14 protein-coding genes and 3 rRNA genes are annotated in these 24295 nt (G+C 63.1%); 2 read left to right on the top strand and 15 right to left on the bottom strand.

Features of this window, described 5'->3' with window-relative positions; all coding sequences use genetic code 11:
* Positions 1-48: 48 nt before the first annotated feature.
* From infB to rimP, 4 genes are all read right to left on the bottom strand, one after another.
* Positions 49-2853: a translation initiation factor IF-2 gene (gene infB, locus HMPREF1478_RS09970; protein ID WP_016461944.1), complete on the bottom strand. Its 2805-nt coding sequence runs from the start codon at positions 2851-2853 to the stop codon at positions 49-51.
* Between the two features lie 136 nt (positions 2854-2989).
* Positions 2990-3277 carry a YlxR family protein gene (locus HMPREF1478_RS10475; RefSeq protein WP_353579753.1) on the bottom strand — a complete coding sequence of 96 codons (288 nt, stop codon included), beginning with the start codon at positions 3275-3277 and terminating at the stop codon, positions 2990-2992.
* A gap of 44 nt (positions 3278-3321) precedes the next feature.
* Complete coding sequence (nusA, locus tag HMPREF1478_RS09975) at positions 3322-4350, bottom strand: transcription termination factor NusA (RefSeq protein WP_016461945.1); 1029 nt, start codon at positions 4348-4350, stop codon at positions 3322-3324.
* Positions 4351-4356: 6 nt separating this feature from the next.
* Positions 4357-4827 carry a ribosome maturation factor RimP gene (rimP, locus tag HMPREF1478_RS09980; protein WP_016461946.1) on the bottom strand — a complete coding sequence of 157 codons (471 nt, stop codon included), beginning with the start codon at positions 4825-4827 and terminating at the stop codon, positions 4357-4359.
* 71 nt (positions 4828-4898) lie between these two features.
* On the opposite strand from rimP, the gene HMPREF1478_RS09985 reads away from it, so the two are divergent.
* A complete protein-coding gene (locus HMPREF1478_RS09985) occupies positions 4899-5903 on the top strand; it encodes a hypothetical protein (protein WP_016461947.1) in 1005 nt (334 codons plus the stop codon).
* A gap of 90 nt (positions 5904-5993) precedes the next feature.
* On the opposite strand, the gene HMPREF1478_RS09990 is transcribed toward HMPREF1478_RS09985, so the two are convergent.
* The 6 genes from HMPREF1478_RS09990 to HMPREF1478_RS10020 form a co-directional block, all read right to left on the bottom strand.
* A complete protein-coding gene (locus tag HMPREF1478_RS09990) occupies positions 5994-7043 on the bottom strand; it encodes a 3-isopropylmalate dehydrogenase (RefSeq protein ID WP_016461948.1) in 1050 nt (349 codons plus the stop codon).
* Between the two features lie 140 nt (positions 7044-7183).
* Positions 7184-9457: an exo-alpha-sialidase gene (locus HMPREF1478_RS09995; protein WP_016461949.1), complete on the bottom strand. Its 2274-nt coding sequence runs from the start codon at positions 9455-9457 to the stop codon at positions 7184-7186.
* Between the two features lie 161 nt (positions 9458-9618).
* On the bottom strand, positions 9619-10815 hold the full coding sequence (locus HMPREF1478_RS10130) for a glycosyltransferase (protein ID WP_016461950.1): 1197 nt from the start codon (positions 10813-10815) through the stop codon (positions 9619-9621).
* 442 nt (positions 10816-11257) lie between these two features.
* The gene (gene ilvC / locus HMPREF1478_RS10010; protein WP_009056685.1) at positions 11258-12283 is read right to left on the bottom strand and encodes a ketol-acid reductoisomerase; all 1026 of its coding nucleotides are present in this window, start codon (positions 12281-12283) and stop codon (positions 11258-11260) included.
* 2 nt (positions 12284-12285) lie between these two features.
* Positions 12286-12798 (bottom strand): acetolactate synthase small subunit, encoded by a 513-nt coding sequence (ilvN, locus tag HMPREF1478_RS10015; RefSeq protein WP_016461951.1) that lies wholly within the window; start codon positions 12796-12798, stop codon positions 12286-12288.
* Entirely contained in the window at positions 12798-14564 is a 1767-nt protein-coding gene (locus HMPREF1478_RS10020; protein ID WP_016461952.1) for an acetolactate synthase large subunit, read from the bottom strand. The genes ilvN and HMPREF1478_RS10020 overlap by 1 nt, the downstream gene beginning before the upstream one ends.
* A gap of 333 nt (positions 14565-14897) precedes the next feature.
* Between HMPREF1478_RS10020 and HMPREF1478_RS10025 the strand changes: the two genes are divergently transcribed.
* On the top strand, positions 14898-16490 hold the full coding sequence (locus HMPREF1478_RS10025; protein ID WP_016461953.1) for an aspartate:alanine exchanger family transporter: 1593 nt from the start codon (positions 14898-14900) through the stop codon (positions 16488-16490).
* A gap of 696 nt (positions 16491-17186) precedes the next feature.
* Here the strand turns inward: HMPREF1478_RS10025 and HMPREF1478_RS10745 are convergent.
* The 5 genes from HMPREF1478_RS10745 to HMPREF1478_RS10050 form a co-directional block, all read right to left on the bottom strand.
* Entirely contained in the window at positions 17187-17342 is a 156-nt protein-coding gene (locus HMPREF1478_RS10745; RefSeq protein WP_016461954.1) for a hypothetical protein, read from the bottom strand.
* Positions 17339-18634, bottom strand: a complete 1296-nt coding sequence (locus tag HMPREF1478_RS10035; RefSeq protein ID WP_016461955.1) for a threonine/serine exporter family protein — start codon at positions 18632-18634, stop codon at positions 17339-17341. Before HMPREF1478_RS10035 ends, HMPREF1478_RS10745 begins: the two co-directional genes overlap by 4 nt.
* Positions 18635-19025: 391 nt before the next feature.
* Positions 19026-19143: ribosomal RNA gene (gene rrf, locus HMPREF1478_RS10040) — 5S ribosomal RNA — on the bottom strand.
* 126 nt (positions 19144-19269) lie between these two features.
* Positions 19270-22396, bottom strand: a 23S ribosomal RNA gene (locus HMPREF1478_RS10045).
* A gap of 324 nt (positions 22397-22720) precedes the next feature.
* Positions 22721-24260: ribosomal RNA gene (locus HMPREF1478_RS10050) — 16S ribosomal RNA — on the bottom strand.
* Together the 16S, 23S and 5S rRNA genes form the textbook arrangement of a ribosomal RNA operon.
* Positions 24261-24295: the final 35 nt, after the last annotated feature.

The raw sequence follows: 24295 nt of genomic DNA on the forward strand, positions 1-24295 counted from the left end.
AGATCGGGGTCCGAGCATGCCCGGACCCCGATACTTCACGCCACGGACTCAGTCACGAGCCTTCTCGCGCATCTCCCAGGTCTCAATGACGTCGCCCTCGGCGATGTCCTTGTAACCCAGCGTGATACCGCACTCGTAGCCCTCGCGGACCTCGGTGACGTCGTCCTTCTCGCGACGCAGGGACGCGATCTCGAGGTTGTCGGCGACAACGACGCCGTCGCGCACCAGGCGCGCCTTGGTGCCACGCTTGATCGTGCCAGAACGGACGATCGAACCGGCGATGTTGCCGAACTTGCCGGAGCGGAAGACCTGACGGATCTCCGCAGTGCCCAGCTGGACCTCCTCGTAGATCGGCTTGAGCATGCCCTTGAGGGCCGCCTCAATATCGTCGATCGCAGAGTAGATGACGTTGTAGTACTTGATCTCGACGCCCTCGGCATCCGCCATCTCGGCCACGCGCTCGGCGGGTCGGACGTTGAAGCCGATGATGACCGCGTTGTCGACGGTCGCCAGGTTGACGTCGTTCTGCGTAATCGCACCGACACCGCGGTGGATGATACGCAGCGCAACCTCGTCGCCCACGTCGATGCGCAGCAGCGAGTCTTCCAGGGCCTCGACAGCGCCGGACACGTCGCCCTTGATGACCAGGTTGAGGGTGTCGACCTCGCCCTCGGCCAGGACCTTGTCGAAGTCCTCCAGGGAGACGCGCTTGCGGCGCTTGGCCAGCAGGGCCTGACGCTCGGCAGCCTCACGCTTGTCGGCGATCTGGCGGGCCGTGCGGTCGTCGGGCGCAACCAGGAAGGAATCGCCGGCGCGCGGGACGGACGTGAGACCGAGGACCGCGACGGGGGTCGACGGACCGGCCTCGGAGACGTCGTGACCGGCGTCGTCGAACATGGCGCGCACGCGGCCGTAGGACGAGCCGACCACCAGAGAGTCGCCCACGTGGAGCGTGCCGCGCTGGACCAGCATGGTCGCGACGGCGCCGCGGCCCTTGTCCAGGTTCGCTTCGATGGCCACACCGCGCGCGTCGGTCTGGGGGTTGGCCTCGAGGGTCAGCGCCGCGTCGGCGGTCAGCAGGACGGCCTCCAGCAGCTCGCGGATACCCGTGCGCTGCTTAGCGGAGATGTTGACGAACATGACGTCGCCGCCGTACTCCTCCGCGACCAGGCCGTACTCGGTGAGCTGGGAACGGATCTTCTCCGGGTTCGCCGTGTCCTTATCGACCTTGTTAACCGCGACGACGATCGGAACACCGGCCGCCTGTGCGTGGTTGATGGCCTCAACCGTCTGGGGCATCACACCGTCATCGGCCGCGACCACGAGGATCGCGATATCGGTGACCTGCGCGCCACGGGCACGCATAGCCGTGAAGGCTTCGTGACCGGGGGTATCGATAAAGGTGATCGGGCGGGCGGTGCCGTCCTCAGCCTTGACGGTGACCTGGTAGGCGCCGATGTGCTGGGTGATGCCACCGTGTTCGGTGTCGACGACGTCCGTGTGGCGGATCGCGTCGAGCAGCTTGGTCTTACCGTGGTCGACGTGACCCATGACGGTAACGACCGGCGGACGGGGCTGCATATTCTCGGCGTCGTCGAGCTCTTCGGCCTCGAGGTCGATGTCGAAGGACTCGAGCAGCTCACGGTCCTCGTCCTCGGGGGAGACGACCTTGACGTCGTAGCCGAGCTCCGCGCCCAGCGCCTCGAAGGTGTCCTGGTCGAGGGACTGCGTGGCGGTCGCCATCTCGCCCAGGGCGAAGAGGACCGTCACAAGCGCTGCGGGATTGACGTCAATCTTCTCGGCGAGGTCAGCAAGGGATGCGCCCTGACGGATGCGGATCTGCGCGCCGTTACCGCGCGGGATCGAGACACCGCCGATGACGGGTGCGTTCTGCTGCTCGTACTCTTGGCGCTTCGCGCGCTTCGACTTACGTCCGCGCTGCGAGCGGCCACCTCCGCGGCCGAATGCGCCCGGCGTCGAGCCGCGACCACCGCGGCCACCGCCGCGGGGACCGCCGAAGCCGCCGCCGTTGTTCTGAGGACCGCCGGCGCCTGCACCTGCGCCACCGGGACGGCCATTGCCGCGACCGCGGCCACCGCCGCGACCGCCGCGCTCTCCACCACCGTTACCGGAAGCAGCATTACGAGCGAAGTTCGCCTGGCCGGGCATCATGCCCGGGTTCGGGCGGTTACCACCGGGGCGCGGAGCGCCGGGACGGGGACCGCCGTTACCGGAGGCACCCGAACGCGCAGCGCCGGGACGCGGGCCACCGTTGCCCGAGGCTCCCGGACGCGGCCCACCGGGGCGAGGACCACCGGAGCCACCCGGACGGGGCATGCCCTGGGAGGAGGCGTACGGGTTGTTGCCCGGGCGCGGGCCACCGGGGCGAGGGCCACCGGGACGAGCCGGACGAGGGGCATCGTTACGACGCGGCGCGGGCTTGGGAGCGTTAGCGTCCGCAGGCTTGCGGCCCGCGGGCTTGGGGGCCCCTTCGGGCTTCTTGCCGCGAGGCTTGGGAGCACTCTTGGGGGCCGCAGTGGGCTTCGGCGCGCCAGGCTTGGGGACGCCAGCCTTGGGTGCGGCAGCCTTGGGTGCCGCGTCGGCGGGGGCAGCAGCCTTCTTCGCAGCGGGCTTGGCCGCGCTGGGCTTGGGGGCCTTGGCGGCGGGCTTTGCATCCGCCTTCTTGGTCTTGGGGGTCGCCGCGAACTTCTCGCGCATCTGCCGCACGACGGGCGGTTCGAGCGAGGACGAGGACGACTTGACGAATTCACCTGCTTCCTTCAGGTGACCCATCAGTTCTTTGCTGGTGATTCCGAGCTCTTTGGCGAGCTCGTGGACACGCAACTTTGCCACATTTCTCCATTCCGGAAGCGTCTCCGCTCCGGAGACGCCTTACTGATATTGCTGGCAGCTCATCGCTGGGTACTCATCGGGTGCCCATCAGCTTCCAACCCGCTTCCATTTTCTCGGCGTTGATGGCGCGTGGCCATCACTGGTGGTTGATCAACTCCTCCACGTCGTCCCACACGTCCTCCGGAACGTTTCCCGTTCGGAATGCACGCGCGAGGCCGCGTCTGACTCGGGCTGTCTGGATACACTCCGCATCGGGGTGAACCCAGGCGCCTCGGCCTGGAAGAGTCGCCGCCGGATCGAGGTGAATCGATCCGTCTGGCGAGCGCACGATCCGTACGAGTGCGGTTCGATGCGCGTGTGCGCCGCATCCAATGCAGGTGCGCTGGGGCCCGGAGGTGGGCACTGGCGGCACAGAATACGACACAATTCCCTAGCTTAGTCCAGCTAGGGGATTGCTCGTCTGAGAAACTATGAGCGACTTGTCACGTCATCGGGGGTGGAGACGCGCGACACGATCGCGTCGTCGCCGGTTTCCGTGTCGGCGTGGATGTCGATGTGGTAGTTCGTCAGGCGCGCGGCGAGGCGAGCGTTCTGACCTTCCTTGCCGATCGCGAGGGAGAGCTGGAAGTCCGGAACGATGGCCGTCGCAGTGCGGTTATCCACGGAGTGGACGACGACGCGGGTGACGCGGGCGGGCGACAGCGAGTTTGCAACGAAACGCGCCGGATCGTCGGAGTAGTCGACGATGTCGATCTTCTCCCCGCCGAGTTCGGCCATGACGGAACGTACGCGTGCGCCCATCGGACCGATGCAAGCACCCTTGGCGTTGATGCCCTCGCGCGTAGCGGCCACGGCGATCTTCGTGCGGTGTCCGGCCTCGCGGGCAATCGCCTTGATCTTGACGAGGCCCTGCTGGATCTCGGGAACCTCACGCTGGAAGAGACCGGCGACGAGGTTGGGGTGGGTGCGCGACAGGGTGATGCGCGGACCGCGCTCGGTGCGCTCAACGCCCACGACGTAGGCGCGGATGCGGTCACCGTGGCGGTAGGACTCGCCGGGGACCTTTTCCCCGTCAGGCAGGACGGCCTCAAAGTCGTCGGAGACCTGGACCATTGTGGGGCGTCCAGGGCGCGGAGCCTGGACGGTGCCCGTGATGACCTGCCCTTCGCGTCCCGCGAAGTCGCCGAACACGCGCTGGTCGTCGGCGTCGCGCAGGCGCTGCATGATGACGGAGCGCGCGGTCGACTGGGCGATGCGACCGAAGTTCTTCGGGGTGTCATCGAACTCGCCGATGGGGTTGCCGTCTTCGTCCTCGTCCATGGCCATGACGGTGACGCGTCCGGTCTTCTTGTCGATTTCGATGCGGGCCTGGGAGATGGCTCCGGGCAGGTTGTGGTACGCCTTGAGCAGGGCTTCTTCGATGGCGTCAACGAGGGTTTCGAGGCTGACGCCCTTCTCGTTTTCCACCATCCGCAGAGCGGTCATATCGATTTCCATGGTCTCCTACTTCCCCGTTCCAAAGTCGACGCGGGAGCGCGCCTTCCTCATGTCAGAATAGTCAATGGTAGTCGTTTCACCGTCGACATCGATCGTTGCGCTGGTCTCGTCAGCCGCAACGACGCGTCCGGAAACATATCCACCGGCGCGCAGCTTGATGCGCACGAGGCGTCCGATCTGGCGCATCCAGTGCCCGACTTTCGTCAGTTCGCGTTCGGCCCCCGGTGTGGACACCTCCAGCAGGTACTCGCCGTCGATCGGATCTGCGGCGTCCAATGCTTTCGACACGGCGCGGGATACGTCGGCGAGCGTGTCGGAGTCGATTCCGTCGGCGCCGATCGGCGCTTCGACGATGACCCGCAGGAGCGGCATCGCGTCGGAGCGTGAGCGGGTCACTGAGTCCAGTTCCAGTCCCGACTGTTCGACCACGGGAGCCAGCAGCTCCTCGAGCGGTCCATCTGACGTGGACGATGCCATATGCGCCTATCTTTCTCTCGCGTACGCGGGTCAGTTCCCTATCCTACCCGGGGGTGTGGGATGATGCGGGTGTGCGTTTCGCAAAACTGACTTTGACCACACGCCGCTTCCCCGGCCTCGTCGCGACTGGGGTGGCGGTCCTCGCGCTATCCGCGTGCTCGTCGTCTTCTCTGCCCACCCTGACTGGATTCGCCGCCGTGCGCGACCAAGCGGCGCGTACGGAGTCGGCGGCTTCTGATCGGGCGACCCAGCTCGCCGAGGTCGCGACGGACTGCGCGTCCTGTTCGGCAGCTCTGCGCGCCGTCGCCTCGGCGTCACACGAGCGCCTTGAGGCACTGGGTGGCCTGTGGGACCCGTGGGGCGGAACCCCGCCCGAGGGTGCCTCTGCCCCCGCCGCCGTGTCCGAGGCACCCACCGACGTGTCGGCGTTCGTCGCGTGGCTAGCCCGCACAGCAACACGCGATCTGGAGATCGCTGCCGACACGAATCGCACGAGCGCCGAGGAGGCCCGCACCCTCTCAGCTGCGGCATTAGGCCGTTACGCGAGCGCGGTCACTATTGCCCAGGCGTATGGCATTGACCTGGATGCGGGGCTAGACCAAGCGCTCCTTGTCAACGACCGCGTGAATGCGGCCTCGCGTCAGGGAGTCCAGACCTGGTCAATCGATCTTTTCGACGCGCCGGGAATATCAGCGTCCTTCGCCCCCTCGGGCAAGGATCTGGCATCCTCTCAGGAGCTGTCGAGTGCAGTCGCTACCTGGGATTGCACGGCGTCAACCCTCCCTCAGGCGCAGGTGAGTGCGGGCACGCTGAGTGACGCATACGCCGTGTCGGGCGAGCTCCTCGCGCGCGCCGATGTCGCACTGCGTGCCGGAGCTGCCGACACGCGAACGCCTCGCTGCACACTTGGTTTCCTCGATGCACCCTCCCTGGCATCAAACCTGCTCGCGGCGGACTCCGCCATGCTGGCCAGCAGCTCCTCCGATGTGCGTGCGGCCGGGGCCAGCGCCGCGCTCGCAGACATCCAGCAGTGGGCTCCTCGCACGTCCCTGCCCGCCCTCATCGGCACGCGCTGACAGCGAGCTCCTCGCCTCACGGGCGCTTCCATACAGGCACGAGGGCCGCTCCCCCATCCCGGGGAGCGGCCCTCGTGTTTCGCGTGAGTCTCAGACCCTAGCCGCGATGTCATCGCCGATCTGCGAGGTGGAGCGCACGAGCGGGTGACCGCTCGCCGCCGCCTGCGCGCGCGCTGCCATGTCGGCATCGATCGCGGCGCGCACGCGCGCGGCTTCCTCGGCGTAGCCCATGAAGTCGAGCATCAGCGCGACCGAGGAGATGGTCGCGGTCGGATCTGCCTTGCCCTGGCCCGCAATGTCGGGGGCAGAGCCGTGCACGGGCTCGAACATGGAGGGGTACTCTCGCGAGGGGTTGAGGTTGCCGGACGCGCTCAATCCGATACCACCGGTCACGGCTCCGGCCTCGTCGGTGAGGATGTCACCGAACAGGTTGTCGGTGACGATGACGTCAAAGCGCGCGGGGTCGGTGACCATGTAGATGGTGGCAGCATCGATGTGGCAGTAATCGACGCGCACCTCGGGATACTCCTCCCCCACCTCGTCGACGATGCGACGCCACATGTGTCCGGCGTTCACCAGGACGTTGTGCTTGTGGACGAGGGTGAGGTGCTTCTTGCGTGAGGCGGCCGCCTCGAAGGCGTAGCGAACGACGCGCTCGACACCGTAGGCGGTGTTGACGCTGACCTCGGTTGCGATCTCGTGCGGGGTGCCGACGCGAACGGCGCCACCGTTACCGCAGTAGAGACCCTCGGTACCTTCGCGCACGACAACAAAGTCGATGTCGCCGGGGTTGGCCAGGGGGCTGGGAACACCCTCGTAGTACTTGGAGGGACGCAGGTTCACATAGTGGTCGAGGGCGAAGCGCAGCTTGAGCAGCAGCCCTCGCTCAAGGACGCCGGAGGGGACGGAGGGGTCGCCGACCGCACCCAGGAGGATGACGTCGTGGCGCTTGATGGCCTCAAGATCCTCGTCGGTGAGGGTGTCGCCGGTCGCATGCCAGCGCTGCGCACCCAGATCGAAGTGGGTCGTGGAGTAGTCGACGCCCTTATCCGCCAGGACACGGTCCAGGACTTTGAGGCCTTCGGGGACGATTTCCTTGCCGATACCGTCGCCAGGGATTACTGCGATGTTCAGTGTCATGGCTCCATCTTCCCCCGCCCGAGCGCCCCGCGGCGGAATCGTTCCACCACGTGGGCCGTTTTCCAGGTGACGTCTCCCATAGACGAGGCCGGGGCCGGGAGGGCATGCACGCTCCCCCGACCCCGGCTCGGTTGGACGGATCAGATCCACGCACCCGAGGGAGCGAAGAAATACCAACGGCCGTCGACCGACTGCCAGCCGGTGACCATGTGGCCGTCACCCGCGAAGTAGTACCAGGTGGAACCGATGTGCTGCCAGCCGGTGAGCATGGCTCCCGAGGGGGCCAGGTAGTACCAGCTACCGGCGTACTGCCAACCGGTGAGCATCGCACCCGAGGCATTGAAGAGGTACCAGGTACCGCCGACCTGCGCCCATCCGGTCGCCATCGCTCCGGTCGTGGGATCGAGGTAGTACCAGGCCCCATCATGGATCCAGCCGCTCACTCGGGCACCGTAGGCGTTGTAGTAGCTCCACACGCCGCCCTGGTTATCCCAGCCGGTGACCATCATGCCGTCTGCGCCGAAGCGGTAGGTGGCCTCGCCGATCGTGATCGTCTGGTTCGTCGCGTAGCTGGAGTCTTCCAGCTGCCACTTCCAGCCGTTTCCGGTGTTGACCCAGTGCGCGGGGGTGACAGCGGGCGCAGGTTCAGGCGCAGGCTGTGGATCCGGGGTCGGATCAGGCGCGGGCTGCGGGTCGGGTGCGGGCTGCGGGTCGGGTGCAGGCTGCGGGTCCGGAGTCGGTTCAGGCGCGGGCTCTTCGCCGGGATCGGTCAGGCCGAGGTAGGATGCGTCGACGCGCATGAACTCGATGTTCTTGTAGCCGCCGGACTCGTACAGCAGGCCCCAGGTGCCATCCCCGAGGGGATGCAGCGTCGAGTAGGCCATCTCGCCACTCTCGAAGACCGTGCCGTCGTTCCAGGTGAAGCCGTCGTCGTAGGAGACGCGGATGGTGCCATTGGCGCGGGCGCTGGACGAGTCGGCGTTGGAGAAGAGCAGGACGCGGGCGCGCGCGGAGCCCTCGGGGGCGTCCGGGTAGGCGCGCACGATGGAGGCGTTGTTACGCGGGTCGGTCAGATCCCAGTTGTGGCGGAACGGGCCCCAGGTCTGTCCACCGTCGTAGGAGATAGCCTCGAGGCGCTGGCCCGCGGTTCCCTGCGTGCGAGAGTTGAGGAGGAGGCGCCCATCGGAGAGCTCGACAACCTTGTTCTCGTCGGCGCTGCTCTCGGTGGGCGCGCCGGGCTTCCAGGTCGCGCCGTGGTCGTCGGAGTAGACGGAGACGGCCATGAGCGAGGTGGTGCCGGAGTTGGCAACGGCGTACTGCTGGATGAGGCGACCGGCGTGGGCACCGTAGCGAAGCTGGATTCCTTCACCGGAGGAGGCGAAGCGCGTGAACCACTGGTCGGTGTGGCCTGCGGTCACCTGGTCGGTGATGGTGCGGGGGTTGACCCAGGTCTCGCCGTTGTCATGGGATTCGACGACGTGGGCGTGCAGGATGTTACGCGCTGCGGGGTCGGTGCCCAGCTGGGACTGGAAGAGTCCGGCGTCGTAGGACTTGACCGAGAACAGGAAGATCGTTCCTGTGCTGCGGTCGACAACGAAGGAGGGATCGGAGTAACCGACTTTCTCCGCGCCGGGGGTGCCTGCGAGGGCGGTCTGGATCGGGGTCCAGGACTTGCCACCGTCCTTCGAGATGCGGTAGACGATGGAGTTAGCCTGGGGCGCGTCCTGGCAGGTGTTGGGGCGCCCGTCCCACGCGGCGATGATCCAGCCGTTGTTGGCGGTGGTCAGCGCGGGGATGCGGTGGCAGCTGAAGCCGGCCAGGCCGGGGGACGCGAGGCGAACCTTCTCGCCGATCGCGTAGTCGTGCGGGGTCTCCAGCGGGTCCGGAGCCGGCGGGCGCTCGCCCTGGGCGACGGTCACGGTGTCAGCGTTCGCGGTGATGTCACCGGCGATGACGTCTGTACCGTTGCGGTCGCGGGTGGCGGCCCACGTGGTCATCGGGGTGAAGGTTCCGGCCGCGACGTCGTCGGCGGTCACGGTGTGTGTCGCGGTCGTGCACTGCTTGGTGGTGTGCGCAGCGAGGTTGTGCCAGCGGCAGTTGGGGGCGCCAGTGGTCAGCACGCCGGACAGGTTCGAGGCCACCGGGAAGACGGTCAGAGCACTGTCTGTGTTGTTGGTGTAGGTGACGGTGATGGTGATGAGGTCACCTTCGTACACCTTGTCTCCGTGGGAGTCGGTGCGCGCCACAGTGACGGTGATGGGGGCCGAACCTTCGTCGGTTACCGAGGCCGTCACCGGGGTTGCTGCACCGGTGTCACTGGTTGGGGTGGCGAGCGCGGGAACCGAGAGAGTCGCGCACAGCAGCACGGCTCCCGAGGCTGCCGCGAGGGCACGCCCGTAGTGGCGGAGGGTCATCGTTGGTCCTTCCGAGATGAGTTGTCAATCAGCGGGCAGTGAGTCATGACTCACTCTCCACGAGATTCATCATACAAATTTGGATGCTGACTAACCAGTTATACTACAGATATTTTTATCAACGTCTAGGATAATTACCCCACAACTTCGAGGATCGGTGTTCACCTGTCAGGCTGAGCACCTGGGAATTCTCCCCCGCCGACCAACCAGCCATAGACACGCTCCAACTCACGAACACAGACACGGATGTCATACTGAGCTTCCACACCCCGATATCTCACAGCCTCAGCTCGACGCGCCTCGCCCCCTCGGTCAATCCACGCATCAATGACGCGCGCGAGCGAGCGCGGATTCCCCGCCTCGAACACACTCTCCTCCGTCAGCGCAAACTGACTGGTTGCCGTCAGAGGACCACGCGCGAGAACGGGGACCACGCCGTGACGCAGCGCCTCAAGAGCGCCGAGTCCCTCCACCTCGATCCGAGCCGCGTGCACATAGAGATCAGAGCGCTCCGAGGCCCGAGCCATCTCCCCCGCGTCCATAAAAGCAAAGCGAACAGGATGTGCGATCACACCATCGCGCACGAGACGATCCGCCTGGGCCCGCAGCTGCCGCTCGGTCGGACCCCGCCCCGCCAGGGTCAGCTCGATGGAGCGAGCATGAGAACTGAAGCGAAGCGCCCGCAGAATCGTCGCCTGATCTTTCTCGCGCGAAAAGCGCCCGATTGACAGCAGACGCACAACGGACAACTCTTCCTTCCTGCCCCCACATCCAACGCTCACACCACCCAGCGGGACACCATTAGAGAGAACAAACAGCCGCGGAGAAAGCCCTAACGAGGAGACCCGCCTCCATACCGATTCTGAAGGGCACTGGAGCGCGCCGCACCGATCGAAAATGAAGCACTTCCACAGCCGGAGAATCGCACGATTCAGAACAGCGCAACGATCGAGATAGACGGTGGCCGTGAGATTTTCGGGATGAATGTGGTAGGTCGCCATCGCAGGCACGCCACGATCGCGCGCACGCCGAGCAACCACGGCCTGCAGCATGAAAGGCTCCTCCAGGTGGACCACATCTGCCCAGCTGAGCGCTCGATCAATCTGGCGCCGATCCGACCGAGCGAGGGCGTAGCCCTGCGAGGCAATCAGAGGCGCCACAAGCGGAACGCGAAGATACGGGAGCGGATAGTCAGGGGCGCCAATACCGCAATCATCACCATCGAGCGGCGGCGCGGACAACACACGCACATCATGCCCTCGCTCACGCAACAGAGCGATGGTGCGACGAGCGGACGCGGCGAGTCCGTTCCCACGCGTATAGAGGTCATTGATGACGAACAGGATTCTGAGCTGCACGATTACCCCCCTCCGCAAGCCCTACACCATCAGACTAGGAACACCGCGAAGCTCATGGACCCGTTTCTTCACACCTGACAGCATGGACTAGCACACAGCACGCACACTTGCCAAGAATCTAGTTACTGATAAACTAGAGCTGTCAATCATCCTTGCCGTACGAAGGACACACCTTGCGCCCCTCCCGTCGAACTCTGACACGCGTTGCCTCGGCCGCCGTCGCCTCCCTCGTGATCGTCGCACCGATTTCCACAGTCTCGAACGCTGACGCGCTCTCCCCCGCCTCCCTCCCATGGACAAACGGGGCTGACGAAGCACCGGCGAACTAAACGTCGCAGGAACGCATCCTGGCGTCCCCGCACCTTTCGACATCAAACAGCTCCGGCCTCGTCCCACGTGGGAACGAGGCCGGAGCTTGGTCTATCCGAGAAGGACAGCGAGATCAGCGCGCGGCGCTGCCCTCGGTGTAGTCCTCGTCAGAGTCGGTCCAGCCGAAGGCCTTGCGCAGCTTCTGGCCGGTCTTCTCGATCGGGTGAGCCTCTTCCTCGGCGCGCAGCGCCTTGAACTCGAGGGCGCCGTTATCCTGATCGGCGATGAACTTGCGGGCGAAGGTGCCGTCCTGGATGTCGGCCAGAACAGCCTTCATAGCCTCCTTGGAGGACTCGCCAATGACGCGCGGGCCGGAGACGTAGTCGCCGTACTCAGCGGTGTCGGAGCAGGACCAGCGCTGCTTGGTGATACCACCCTCGTTGATGAGGTCGACGATCTGCTTCATCTCGTGGCAGACCTCGAAGTAGGCGATCTCAGGCTGGTAGCCAGCCTCGACCAGGGTCTCGAAGCCGGCCTGGATCAGGTGGGAGACGCCACCGCACAGGACAGCCTGCTCGCCGAACAGGTCGGTCTCGGTCTCCTCGGTGAAGGTCGTCTTGATGACGCCGGCGCGGGTGCCGCCGATGCCCTTCGCGTAGGACAGGGCCAGCTCCCAAGCCTTGCCGGAAGCGTCCACCTCAACGGCGACGACGTCCGGGGTGCCCTTGCCCTGCACGTAGGTCTCGCGGACCTTGTGGCCGGGGCCCTTGGGGGCGACCATGATGACGTCGTGGCCGGCGGGGACCTCAATGTAGCCGTAGCGGATGTTGAAGCCGTGCGCGAAGAGGAGGGCGGCGCCTTCCTTCAGGTTGGGGGCGATCTGCTCGGCGTAGACGTAGCGCTGGACCTGGTCGGGCAGCAGCACGGAGACGACGTCGCCCTCGGCGACGGCCTCGGCCACGTCCTTGACCTCGAGGCCAGCGGCCTCAGCCTTGGCCCACGAGGAGGAACCGGGGCGCAGGCCGACGACCACGTCAACTCCGGAATCCTTCAGGTTCAGCGCGTGAGCGTGACCCTGCGAACCGTAACCAATGATGGCAACCTTCTTGGACTGGATCAGCGACAGGTCTGCGCCGTCATCGTAGATGATCTCTGCCATTTTCATTTCTCCTTCAGTTGATCCGTGATCGAGCGCGACCCGCGGCCGATAGCCACGGCGCCCGACTGGACGAGTTCGGTGACGCCGTAGGGCTCCAGGGCCCGCAGCAGCGCCTCCAGCTTGGGTAGGGAGCCGATCGATTCGATGACGACCGACTCGGGTTGCACGTCGACGACGTGTGCGCGGAACAGGTCCACGATCTGCAGGACCGAGGTGCGACGGGTCTCGTCAGCCTGGACCTTCATCATGAGCAGACGCCGTTCGACGGAGTCTTCGGGTTCAAGCTCGACGACCTTGAGGACGTTGATGAGCTTGTTGAGCTGCTTGACCACCTGTTCGATGGGCGCGGAGTCTGCGTCCACGATGATGGTCATGCGGGAGATCTCGGGATGTTCGGTCTCTCCCACGGTCAGCGACTTGATATTAAAGGCGCGGCGGGCGAAAAGCGCGGCGACGCGAGTGAGGACGCCGGGCTTGTTCTCGACCAACACGGCCAGAGTGTGACGATTCGTCATCAGTCTTCCACCTCCCAGTCGGGCGCCATGCCCTTGGCGTAACGAATCTCATCGTTGGACACGCCCGCGGCGACCATCGGCCAGACCATCGAGTCCTTGGAGACGCGGAAGTCAATGAGGACGGGGCGATCGTTGATCGACATGGCCCATTCGATGGCCTCGTCGACCTCGTCAATGGAGCGCACGGTGCGTGCCGCCATGCCGTAGGCCTGCGCGAGCATCTCGAAGTTGGGGATCTGCTCGCCCTCGACGGGGTTGAGCGTCGTGTTCGAGTAGCGCTTGCCGAAGAACAGGGACTGCCACTGGCGCACCATGCCCAGCACCGAGTTGTTGATGAGCGCGACCTTGATCGGGATGTTGTTGATCGTGCAGGTGGCCAGTTCCTGGTTGGTCATCTGGAAGGAGCCGTCTCCGTCGATCGCCCACACGACCTTGTCGGGGGCGCCGACCTGGGCGCCCATGGCCGCAGGAATGCAGTAGCCCATGGTGCCGGATCCGCACGAGGAGATGAAGCTGCGCGGGTTGTCCAACGTAATGAACTGAGATGCCCACATCTGGTGCTGCCCCACGCCCGTCACGTAGATCGCGTCCGGACCGACGCGCTCGGAGAGCTTCTTCAGGACCTCCTGGGGCGCCATCATACCGTCGTCGGGCTCAGCCCATCCGATCGGGTACTTGGTGCGCAGACGGTCGAGGTAGCGCCACCATCCGGAGATGTCGGCCTTGTTGTCCGACGAGGCCTGGGCGATTTCCTGGGTGAGGATCGGCAGTGCGGTCGCCAGGTCAGCGACGATCGGAATGTCGGCGTGGCGATTCTTGGAGATCTCCGCGGCATCAATGTCGATGTGCACGATGGTCGCGCGGGGCGCGAAGGAGTCGAGGCGCCCGGTCACGCGGTCGTCGAAGCGGGCACCTAGCGCCACGATGAGGTCGGCGCGTTGGAGGGCACCGACGGCGGCCACGGTACCGTGCATGCCGGGCATGCCGAGGTTGTGGCGATCAGAGTCGGGGAAGGCGCCGCGGGCGGTCAGCGTGGTGACAACGGGGGCGTTCGTGACCTCAACGAGCTCAGCGAGGGCGTCAGTGGAGCCGGAGCGGACGATGCCGCCGCCCACGTACAGGACGGGGGCCTGGGCGTCGGCGATCGCGCGGGCTGCGGCGCGCACCTGCTTCATGTTCGGCTTGTCCGCGACGCGGTAGCCGGGCAGATCCAGGGTCGGAGGCCAGGAGAAGTCCATCTCGGCGACCTGCGCGGACTTGGTGATGTCCACGAGAACGGGGCCGGGGCGACCGGTAGCCGCGAGGTGGAAGGCCTCAGCCAGGCGCGCGGGGATCTGCGCGGGATCCGTGACGAGGAAGGAGTGCTTCGTAATGGGCATCGATGCACCCACGACGTCGGCTTCCTGGAAGGCGTCGCTGCCAATCAGGGAAGCTCCGACCTGTCCCGAGATCACGACGATCGGGACCGAGTCCATGCAGGCATCGCCCAGGGCCGTCAGCACGTTGGTGGCTCCAGGGCCGGACGTCACGATCGCGCAGCCAACCTTCCCGGTGGCCAGGGCGTAACCTTCGGCGGCATGTCCCGCACCCTGCTCGTGACGGACAAGAATGTGGCGCAGAGACGTCGACGCCATCAGCGGGTCGTAGGTGGGAAGAATTGCGCCGCCGGGCATACCGAACACATCGGTAACGCCCAGGGCCTCGAGGCTGGCCACAATTGCCTCGGCTCCGGTCATGCGGGTGGTGTTGGCGGTGTCGCTCACCATTCGTCCTCTCAATCGTTGGGACCGTCTCAAAGAAAAAACCCCGTCAGATCCGCCGGTAGCGGATGCGGGGATTTAGGCGTGCGATCCATCCTCACGTTACGCGGCAGGCATCGCACGCCCGGGTACGATGACCAGGGCGAGGATTCCAATTCCGCGAACGTCGAGCATGGCTTTACCGTATCTCTCCTGCGCTCTCCGCTCCTTACCCATCTCATTGTGCGGACCTTGAGACCGTGAGCGCCATCTAGGACGATGGACTGAGATACACAGCACGTATTGCTGCTTTAATTGATACATACCTCATATCACAATCCACAACACGGAGATTTCATCGTGCACCAGGTGTTCGAGATTCTGAGCGAGCAGCCAGTTCTGTTCCTCTTCATTCTCATCGGTATAGGCATGGCGTTTGGCCATGTGAAAATCAAGGGCATTAGCCTCGGCGCTGCCGCCGTTCTCTTCTTTGCCATCGCGTTGGCTGCGTGGGCGCAGTCCTACGACATCGAGCTGCGAGTCACCCCCCAGCTGGGCACCCTCGGCCTGACCCTGTTCACCTTCGCGATCGGCATCAACTCGGGCGCGTCGTTCTTCCACAACCTCAAGACCGCGGTTGGCCCGATCCTGACGATGGTCGCCTTCTACGGCATCGCTGCTGCAGCAGGTCTCTACATCGGTAAAGCCATGGGGATGGATGTTCCACTCATCGCCGGTACCTTCGCAGGTTCGGTGACGAACACGCCCGCACTGGCGGCCGCCGGCGAGGCCTCGGGTGATCCCGCCCGCGCAACGGTCGGTTACTCGATCGCCTACCTCTTTGGCGTCATCGGCATGCTAGCCGCATCGATGGCTGCCCTGCACTACGGACGCAATGACAAGGACGCCCCCTCTCCCCTGTCGAACCGCACGATCCGCGTCGAGCGCGACGATCATCCCTTCGTCGGGGACATCTACGAGAAGCTCGGCGAGAAGGTTTCCTTCTCGCGCCTGCGTCGCGGCGAAACCGGCCCGATTACCCGTCCCCAGATGTCGGACACCCTGGATCCCGGTGACCTCGTGACCGTCGTCGGCCCCCGCGAGCTCGTCGCTCGTGCCGCCACCGAGCTGGGTCACGCATCCTCTCACTCCCTCATGCAGGACCGCTCCTACCTGGACTTCCGCCGCGTGACGATCTCGAACCCGAAGATCGCGGGCCGCACAGTTGCGTCCCTGGGCCTGGCCAAGGAATTCTCTGCGACGATTTCGCGCGTTCGCCGCGGCGACGTCGACATGGTCGCCGAGCCGGGCCTCGTCCTCCAGGAGGGTGATCGCGTGCGCGTCGTCGCCCCCACGTCGAAGATGACCGAGATTACGAAGTTCTTCGGTGACTCGTCCCGAGGCCTCACGGACCTCAACCCGATCGCCCTGGGCATCGGTATGGCCCTCGGTATCGCGATCGGCGAGCTTCCGATCCTGACCCCCTCCGGCGAGTACTTCTCGATCGGTTCCGCGGCCGGTACGCTCATCGTCGGCCTCATCTTCGGCCGTATCGGCCGCATCGGCCCCATCGCGACGGCTCTGCCCTTCACGACATGCCAGGTGATGGCCGAACTCGGCCTGCTGATCTTCCTCGCGCAGGCTGGCGCAAAGGCCGGCGGCCAGATCCTTGAGGCCTTCACCTCGGGTGACTGGATCCGAATCTTCGCGCTCGGCGTCATCATGACCTCGATCATGGCGATCGGCCTGTACTGCACCATGCGGTGGGTGTTCAAGATGGGTGGCACGAAGCTCGCCGGTCTGCTCGGTGGCGCGCAGACACAGCCCGCAGTCCTCGCCTTCGCGAACGGCCGCACCAACGCCGACCCGCGCGTGGCTCTCGGTTACGCGCTGGTCTACCCGGTCGCGATGGTCGGCAAGATCGTCGTCGCCCAGATCCTGGGTGGCATGTAACGGCATCGTCTCCTGCGGGTTCAATCCCGCGGCACAATGGGGCCGACCCTTTTGGGTCGGCCCCATTCGTCTACCTTCTCGCCGCCTCCTGGGCGCGCCACGACACGGCAGCGCCGTCCCTACCAACGGCGCCGTGAGGCTTGCAGGACCCAGCTGGGGTGCCCAGCTGGGGTGCCAGTGGCCCCTGAAAGAACCTACTCCCCCAAAGTCGCACGTAATTCGATTGCATGAACTTTCAACAACGCCCGAAAACGTTGCAATTTCAACACCTTGAGTTCATATCTTGAAACAGTCGCAGGGGAATTACGTGCGAAATTTCTGAGAAGCGCGAAAGCACCAATACGATCACATGAAAGTCAGCGCATGGCCGCCGAGGCCTGGCTGCGGTGCCCGTGGGCGGTGGCGAGGTCTCGATCGTAAGACGCAGCCCTACTTACTATCACCGCCTGGCCCCTCGCGGCGTCGCCTTTGTTCCGGGCACCGCATGGCCTGCCCGCCCGCTCGCCGCCCGCGCCGCGAGCTGCGCTCGGCGCGTCGTCTCGAAGCCCGTCCAGGCCCTGCAGGCCCTGCGGCGCCCTCCACAAGGGCAACGCCTGCTCATTACGTTGTAGTGGTCCCTGCGCGTCTGTTAACTCCACCAACGCGCAACGAGGCCGCGACCGGTTTACCGGCCACGGCCTCGTCAATGAATGAGCGTTAGCGCTGGATGAGCGCGACGAGCACTCGAGCGGTCACTGCCGCCACGCACACGATCGCAATGTTGCGGCCGACGGCGCGGATCTCGTCGCGGTCGATCGCGTACTCGAATTCGAACGACGGCGGCTTCAAACTCGCCTCAATGTCGAACTTCATGCGTTCTCCTCCTCGTACTCCCACAGGTTGGGGACTCGATCTTGCTTTTCGACAAGCCAGTTCTTATCGGTGAGCATGCGCGAGAGTGCCAGGCCCATACCGATGGCAACGATCGTGAACATGACCGTAAAGAGCGCACCGAGTGCCTCGTCAATCTGCTGGTTGTTCAGGTACGTGAGCGCTCGGTAGAGCGGCACTCCGGGAATCATGATGACGACGGCGGGAACGGACAGCGTCACGCGCGAGAAGCGTGTCCTGCGGGCGACAAACACGGCGAGGAGACCCGCAGCAAGGGCCGCGAGGCCAACGGCTGCCGGAGCGGGAACGCCCAGCTCCAGGTGCAAGGCGATACGGCCGGTGTTGATGACGGCACCGATGATAGCTGCCGTCGCACACACGCGTTGTGGCGAGTTAAAGAGCATCGCGAAACCGTATGCCGCGACGAAGCTCGTGAGGAAGCGCAGGAGGTAGTGTAGCCATGGAACGAGCGACACACCGTACTCGGGGGTCACAGACCAGCCGAAGATAGCGGAGATCGCCCACACAGCCACACCCGCAGACGCGACAAGCATCGCCACATATACCAGGCGCCCGAGGCCGCCCTGGAAGTCTTGTCGGACGAGATCGATCAAGCCCGTCACAAGCGGGAAGCCGGGAACCAGGAACAGCAGCGCGGAAATAAAGCCCGCCTGGTGGGTCGACTCGATGCCAAGGAAATGTTGAGCCGGAGCAACCAACAGGATGTAGATCATCGCAGCAAGAGCACCGCAAGCCATCCACACACCGAAGTGGTTCATGTGCCGCACGAGCATCTGACGACGCAGCGCCTGGCCGAAGAACGATGCCACGGCCACAGCAGAGCACTCGACCCATCCCCCACCGTTGAGGAACGCGAAGGCCGCACACGCAAGGCCCGATGCAAGCGCGTTCGAGAACCAGTCGTAGAGACCCGGAACCTTCGCGATCTTGTCAAGCTCGTCGGATACATCCTCAACGCGCACGGACTTGCCGTGGAGCGAGGCGACATAGTTATTGATGCGGTCGATCTTGTCTGCGTTCACGCCCATGAGGCGCTGCTCGGCAAGCTCCGTGCGGAATGTACCGTTGGCGTACGCCGTCGCAATAATCTCGGTGTACGTGACCTGCGCGCGATGCTCAGAAATACCCACCGCCCGGGCGACGTCCGCCATGGACTTCTTCACCCGGTAGGCGCTCGCTCCGAAGGACAGAAGCATCTGTCCGAGCCGGAGCACAACCTGGGACTGATGCGCGAGGCGATCATGGGCCGCCATACGTTGAGCAAGAACCTCGTCCTTCCCACCGTGTCGGTGGGGCGAGTCTGGTTGATGTGCAGAAGTGACCATGGGAATAGCATCGCACGACTCATGCCGTTTTGAGGGCGACGTTGGTCCGTGACGTGTGTTTTTTCATCTGGTGGACATGCAACTGCATGCGGATGGAGCATTAAGACGAGGCATGGGCCCGGTAGACAGGTACGGATACCCGAGTCACCGATCCTCCGGCAAAACGGGGAGAACGCGGTGCCACGATGCACCAAGTGACCGCCGAGGGCGGCATCGATAACGTGAATCACCCGAGGGACTGAACGTATAGCCGAGCAATTCAATGTATAGGAAGAGCGGCCAGAAACCCGAAGGTTTCTGGCCGCTCCCCATCAGCGTGTTGTGGCGGTGTCCTACTCTCCCACAACCTGGCGGTTGCAGTACCATTGGCGCTGCCGGGCTTAGCTTCCAGGTTCGGAATGGAGGCTGGGCGTTTCCCCGGTGCTATGACCACCACAAGAATTGGTGTTCAACACTCCCCTCACCGTGTTTGGTGGGGTGTGGGTTGATCGTGGTTTGTATAGTGGTTGCGGCTGTTTCGTTGCCTGGTTTTTGTTCACCCCAACGTTGTTTGTGTGTTGGGTGTTGTTTAGTGTTGGCCCATTAGTACCAGTCGGCTCACGAGCACCTCGCGGTGCTTCCACCTCTGGCCTATCAACCCGCTAGTCTGGCGGGGGCCTCTCACCCCACAGTGGGGGCGTGGAAACCTCATCTTGAAGCAGGCTTCCCGCTTAGATGCTTTCAGCGGTTATCCCTTCCGAACGTAGCCAACCAGCCATGCACCTGGCGGTACAACTGGCACACCAGAGGTTCGTCCATCCCGGTCCTCTCGTACTAGGGACGGCCCTTCTCAAGTTTCCTGCGCGCACAGAGGATAGGGACCGAACTGTCTCACGACGTTCTGAACCCAGCTCGCGTACCGCTTTAATGGGCGAACAGCCCAACCCTTGGGACCAACTCCAGCCCCAGGATGCGACGAGCCGACATCGAGGTGCCAAACCATGCCGTCGATATGGACTCTTGGGCAAGATCAGCCTGTTATCCCCGGGGTACCTTTTATCCGTTGAGCGACCACGCACCCACGTGCCATGGCCGGATCACTAGTTCCTGCTTTCGCACCTGCTCGACCCGTCGGTCTCACAGTCAAGCTCCCTTGTACACTTGCACTCGCCACCTGATTACCAACCAGGCTGAGGGAACCTTTGAGCGCCTCCGTTACATTTTAGGAGGCAACCGCCCCAGTTAAACTACCCACCAGGCACTGTCCCCAACCCGGATCACGGGTCTAGGTTGAGGTGACCGCTTGAACCAGAATGGTATTTCAACGACGACTCCACCACCGCTGGCGCGGCAGCTTCACAGTCTCCCACCTATCCTACACAAGTCCAAGCGAACACCAATACCAAGCTATAGTAAAGGTCCCGGGGTCTTTCCGTCCTTCTGCGCGAAACGAGCATCTTTACTCGTACTGCAATTTCACCGAGTTCGCGGTTGAGACAGCGGAGAAGTCGTTACGCCATTCGTGCAGGTCGGAACTTACCCGACAAGGAATTTCGCTACCTTAGGATGGTTATAGTTACCACCGCCGTTTACTGGGGCTTAAATTCACCGCTTCACACCCACAAGGAGTGTTGACGGTTCCTCTTAACCTTCCAGCACCGGGCAGGCGTCAGTGCGTATACATCGCCTTACGGCTTCGCACGCACCTGTGTTTTTGATAAACAGTCGCTTCTCCCTATTCTCTGCGACCCCACAACCCCACACCGCGCGCAAGGCACGGGGAAGTCACGGGGTCCTCCTTATCCCGAAGTTACGGAGGAATTTTGCCGAGTTCCTTAACCACGATTCACTCGAACGCCTCGGTATACTCTACCTGACCACCTGAGTCGGTTTAGGGTACGGGCGCGTTATGCCCTCACGTCGAGGCTTTTCTCGGCAGCATAGGATCACCACAAGTCCACACACGCGTGTGTCCCTCATCAGTTCTCACCCTCCATGCCCCCCGGATTTACCTGGGCGGCGGGCCACAACCTTAAATACGCACAACCATCGGCGCACTGCAGCTACCTGTCTGCGTCACCCCTGTTAACACGCTTGCCTACAATCACCGGGGCCCCAAGACCCACACACACCAACAAACCCGAAGGCTTAGTGGCGGCGTGAGCAAATTGGTTAGCACAATGACTTCAGCATGGGCGGTCATAACGCGGTACCAGAATATCAACTGGTTGTCCATCGACTACGCCTGTCGGCCTCGCCTTAGGACCCGACTAACCCAGGGCGGATAAACCTAGCCCTGGAACCCTTAGTCAATCGGCGCTGCGGATTCTCACCGCAGATTCGTTACTCATGCCTGCATTCTCACTCCCACACAATCCACCAGAAGTTCCCTCCAGGCTTCACCTCGTGCAGGACGCTCCCCTACCCAACAACACACCAGCACTCCAGTTCCTGGCGCCAGCATTGCGTGTTGTTGCCACAGCTTCGGCGGTACGCTTGAGCCCCGCTACATTGTCGGCGCAGAACCACTTGACCAGTGAGCTATTACGCACTCTTTCAAGGATGGCTGCTTCTAAGCCAACCTCCTGGTTGTCACCGCGACTCCACATCCTTTCCCACTTAGCGTACGCTTAGGGGCCTTAGCTGATGATCTGGGCTGTTTCCCTCTCGACTACGAAGCTTATCCCCCGCAGTCTCACTGCCGCGCTACACCTAATGGCATTCGGAGTTTGGCTGACGTCAGTAACCCATAGGGCCCATCGGCCATCCAGTAGCTCTACCTCCACCAGGGACCACGCGACGCTGCACCTAAATGCATTTCGGGGAGAACCAGCTATCACGGAGTTTGATTGGCCTTTCACCCCTACCCACAGTTCATCCCCCAGGTTTTCAACCCTGGTGGGTTCGGTCCTCCACACAGTCTTACCTCTGCTTCAACCTGACCATGGGTAGATCACCCCGCTTCGGGTCTAGAACACGCGACAAACGCCATCTTTCAGACTCGCTTTCGCTACGCATACCCCACACGGGTTAAGCACGCCACGTATCACTAACTCGCAGGCTCATTCTTCAAAAGGCACGCCATCACCCCACAAGGCTCTGACGGCTTACAGGCACACGGTTTCAGGTACTATTTCACTCCCCTCCCGGGGTACTTTTCACCATTCCCTCACGGTACTATGCACTATCGGTCATCAAGTAGTATTTAGGCTTACCAAGTGGTCTTGGCAGATTCACACGAGATTTCACGAGTCCCGCGCTACTCGGGTACCACACCCACACGCCCTGCCACCGGTCCGCTTACACGACTCTCACGCTCTACGGTCAGCCATCCCAGACTGTTCAACTCCCAGCAACAACACGCGCGACCCCCCGGCAGAAGGATCCGATGTGGCCCCACAACACCAAACACGCAACGGCCGCCGCCTCTCACACGCATCTGGTTTAGCCTCCTCCGCTTTCGCTCGCCACTACTCACGGAATATCTTTTCCTGCGGGTACTGAGATGTTTCACTTCCCCGCGTTCCCCCCACCACCCTATACACGTTCAGATGATGGTAACCCAGCACAACCCAGGTTAGGTTCCCCCATTCGGACACCCTCGGATAATAACGCTCGCTCGCCAGCTCCCCGAGGCATATCGCAGGCCGCAACGTCCTTCATCAGCTCTTGATGCCAAGGCATCCACCGAATGCCCAATAAAACTAAACAAAACACAAAAAACAGTACAGAACAAATATGCTCGCAACCACTATACAAATCACAAACAACCCACCACACACACCCAGACACCCAAACCACAAACGATCCAGGCCGGGCATGCAGGCAACCACCACAACAAGCGGCGGACGCTCACACGGTGTTGAACGTGAACCCGACAGTGTGCTCATCTGCTAAAAACTTTATATGCCCAACCCACGAAACGCACCCACACCCACCACCCACATCAGGTGGCGTACACATGCAGGCACAAGAAAACAACCACACACCCACAACAGGCGCAATGATCGTCCCCCACAAAACTGGGCTCCCTAGAAAGGAGGTGATCCAGCCGCACCTTCCGGTACGGCTACCTTGTTACGACTTCGTCCCAATCGCCAATCCCACCTTCGACCACTCCCCCCGCAAAAACGGTTAGGCCATGGGCTTCGGGTGTTACCAACTTTCGTGACGTGACGGGCGGTGTGTACAAGGCCCGAGAACGTATTCACCGCAGCGTTGCTGATCTGCGATTACTAGCGACTCCACCTTCATGGGGTCGAGTTGCAGACCCCAATCCGAACTGAGACTGGCTTTAAGGGATTCGCTCCACCTCACAGTATCGCAACCCTCTGTACCAACCATTGTAGCATGCGTGAAGCCCAAGACATAAGGGGCATGATGATTTGACGTCATCCCCACCTTCCTCCGAGTTAACCCCGGCAGTCCCCCACGAGTCCCCACCATCACGTGCTGGCAACATAGGGCAAGGGTTGCGCTCGTTGCGGGACTTAACCCAACATCTCACGACACGAGCTGACGACAACCATGCACCACCTGCACACGACCAACTAAATGCCACCACATCTCTGCAGTGTCGCCGTGCATGTCAAGCCTTGGTAAGGTTCTTCGCGTTGCATCGAATTAATCCGCATGCTCCGCCGCTTGTGCGGGCCCCCGTCAATTCCTTTGAGTTTTAGCCTTGCGGCCGTACTCCCCAGGCGGGGCACTTAAAGCGTTAGCTACGGCGCAGAAACCACGGGTGGCCCCCACACCTAGTGCCCAACGTTTACAGCGTGGACTACCAGGGTATCTAATCCTGTTCGCTCCCCACGCTTTCGCTCCTCAGCGTCAGTAACGGCCCAGAGACCCGCCTTCGCCACCGGTGTTCTTCCTGATATCTGCGCATTCCACCGCTACACCAGGAGTTCCAGTCTCCCCTACCGCACTCAAGTCAGCCCGTACCCACCGCACGCCCCCAGTTAAGCCAGAGGATTTCACGGCAGACGCGACCAACCGCCTACAAGCCCTTTACGCCCAATAATTCCGGACAACGCTCGCGCCCTACGTATTACCGCGGCTGCTGGCACGTAGTTAGCCGGCGCTTCTTTACCCACTACCCTCACCACAACCCAAAGCTGCGGCTTGACCATGAGCGAAAGAGGTTTACAACCCGAAGGCCGTCATCCCTCACGCGGCGTCGCTGCATCAGGCTTTCGCCCATTGTGCAATATTCCCCACTGCTGCCTCCCGTAGGAGTCTGGGCCGTATCTCAGTCCCAATGTGACCGGTCACCCTCTCAGGCCGGCTACCCGTCAAAGCCTTGGTAGGCCATCACCCCACCAACAAGCTGATAGGCCGCGAGCCCATCCCCCACCAGAAAAAACCTTTCCACCAACCCCCATGCGAAGATCAGTGAATATCCAGTATTAGCACCCGTTTCCGGGCGTTATCCCAAAGAAGGGGGCAGGTTACTCACGTGTTACTCACCCGTTCGCCACTCATCCACCCAGCAAGCTGGGCTTCAGCGTTCGACTTGCATGTGTTAAGCACGCCGCCAGCGTTCGTCCTGAGCCAGGATCAAACTCTCCGAACAAAAACAAAAACGTTAAAGCCCAGAAAAACCAACCA

Origin of the sequence: Actinomyces sp. HPA0247 (assembly GCA_000411415.1) — a bacterium.
Taxonomy (GTDB): Bacteria; Actinomycetota; Actinomycetes; order Actinomycetales; family Actinomycetaceae; genus Pauljensenia.

What these genes read in the sequence shown, in the direction of transcription:
- ilvC (WP_009056685.1), bottom strand. Translation starts at nt 12,283, where the DNA reads ATGGCAGAGATCATCTACGATGACGGCGCAGACCTGTCGCTGATCCAG.
- HMPREF1478_RS10020 (WP_016461952.1), bottom strand. Translation starts at nt 14,564, where the DNA reads ATGGTGAGCGACACCGCCAACACCACCCGCATGACCGGAGCCGAGGCA.
- HMPREF1478_RS09995 (WP_016461949.1), bottom strand. Translation starts at nt 9,457, where the DNA reads ATGACCCTCCGCCACTACGGGCGTGCCCTCGCGGCAGCCTCGGGAGCC.
- ilvN (WP_016461951.1), bottom strand. Translation starts at nt 12,798, where the DNA reads ATGACGAATCGTCACACTCTGGCCGTGTTGGTCGAGAACAAGCCCGGC.
- HMPREF1478_RS09990 (WP_016461948.1), bottom strand. Translation starts at nt 7,043, where the DNA reads ATGACACTGAACATCGCAGTAATCCCTGGCGACGGTATCGGCAAGGAA.
- nusA (WP_016461945.1), bottom strand. Translation starts at nt 4,350, where the DNA reads ATGGAAATCGATATGACCGCTCTGCGGATGGTGGAAAACGAGAAGGGC.
- rimP (WP_016461946.1), bottom strand. Translation starts at nt 4,827, where the DNA reads ATGGCATCGTCCACGTCAGATGGACCGCTCGAGGAGCTGCTGGCTCCC.
- HMPREF1478_RS10035 (WP_016461955.1), bottom strand. Translation starts at nt 18,634, where the DNA reads ATGGCGGCCCATGATCGCCTCGCGCATCAGTCCCAGGTTGTGCTCCGG.
- HMPREF1478_RS10745 (WP_016461954.1), bottom strand. Translation starts at nt 17,342, where the DNA reads ATGAAGTTCGACATTGAGGCGAGTTTGAAGCCGCCGTCGTTCGAATTC.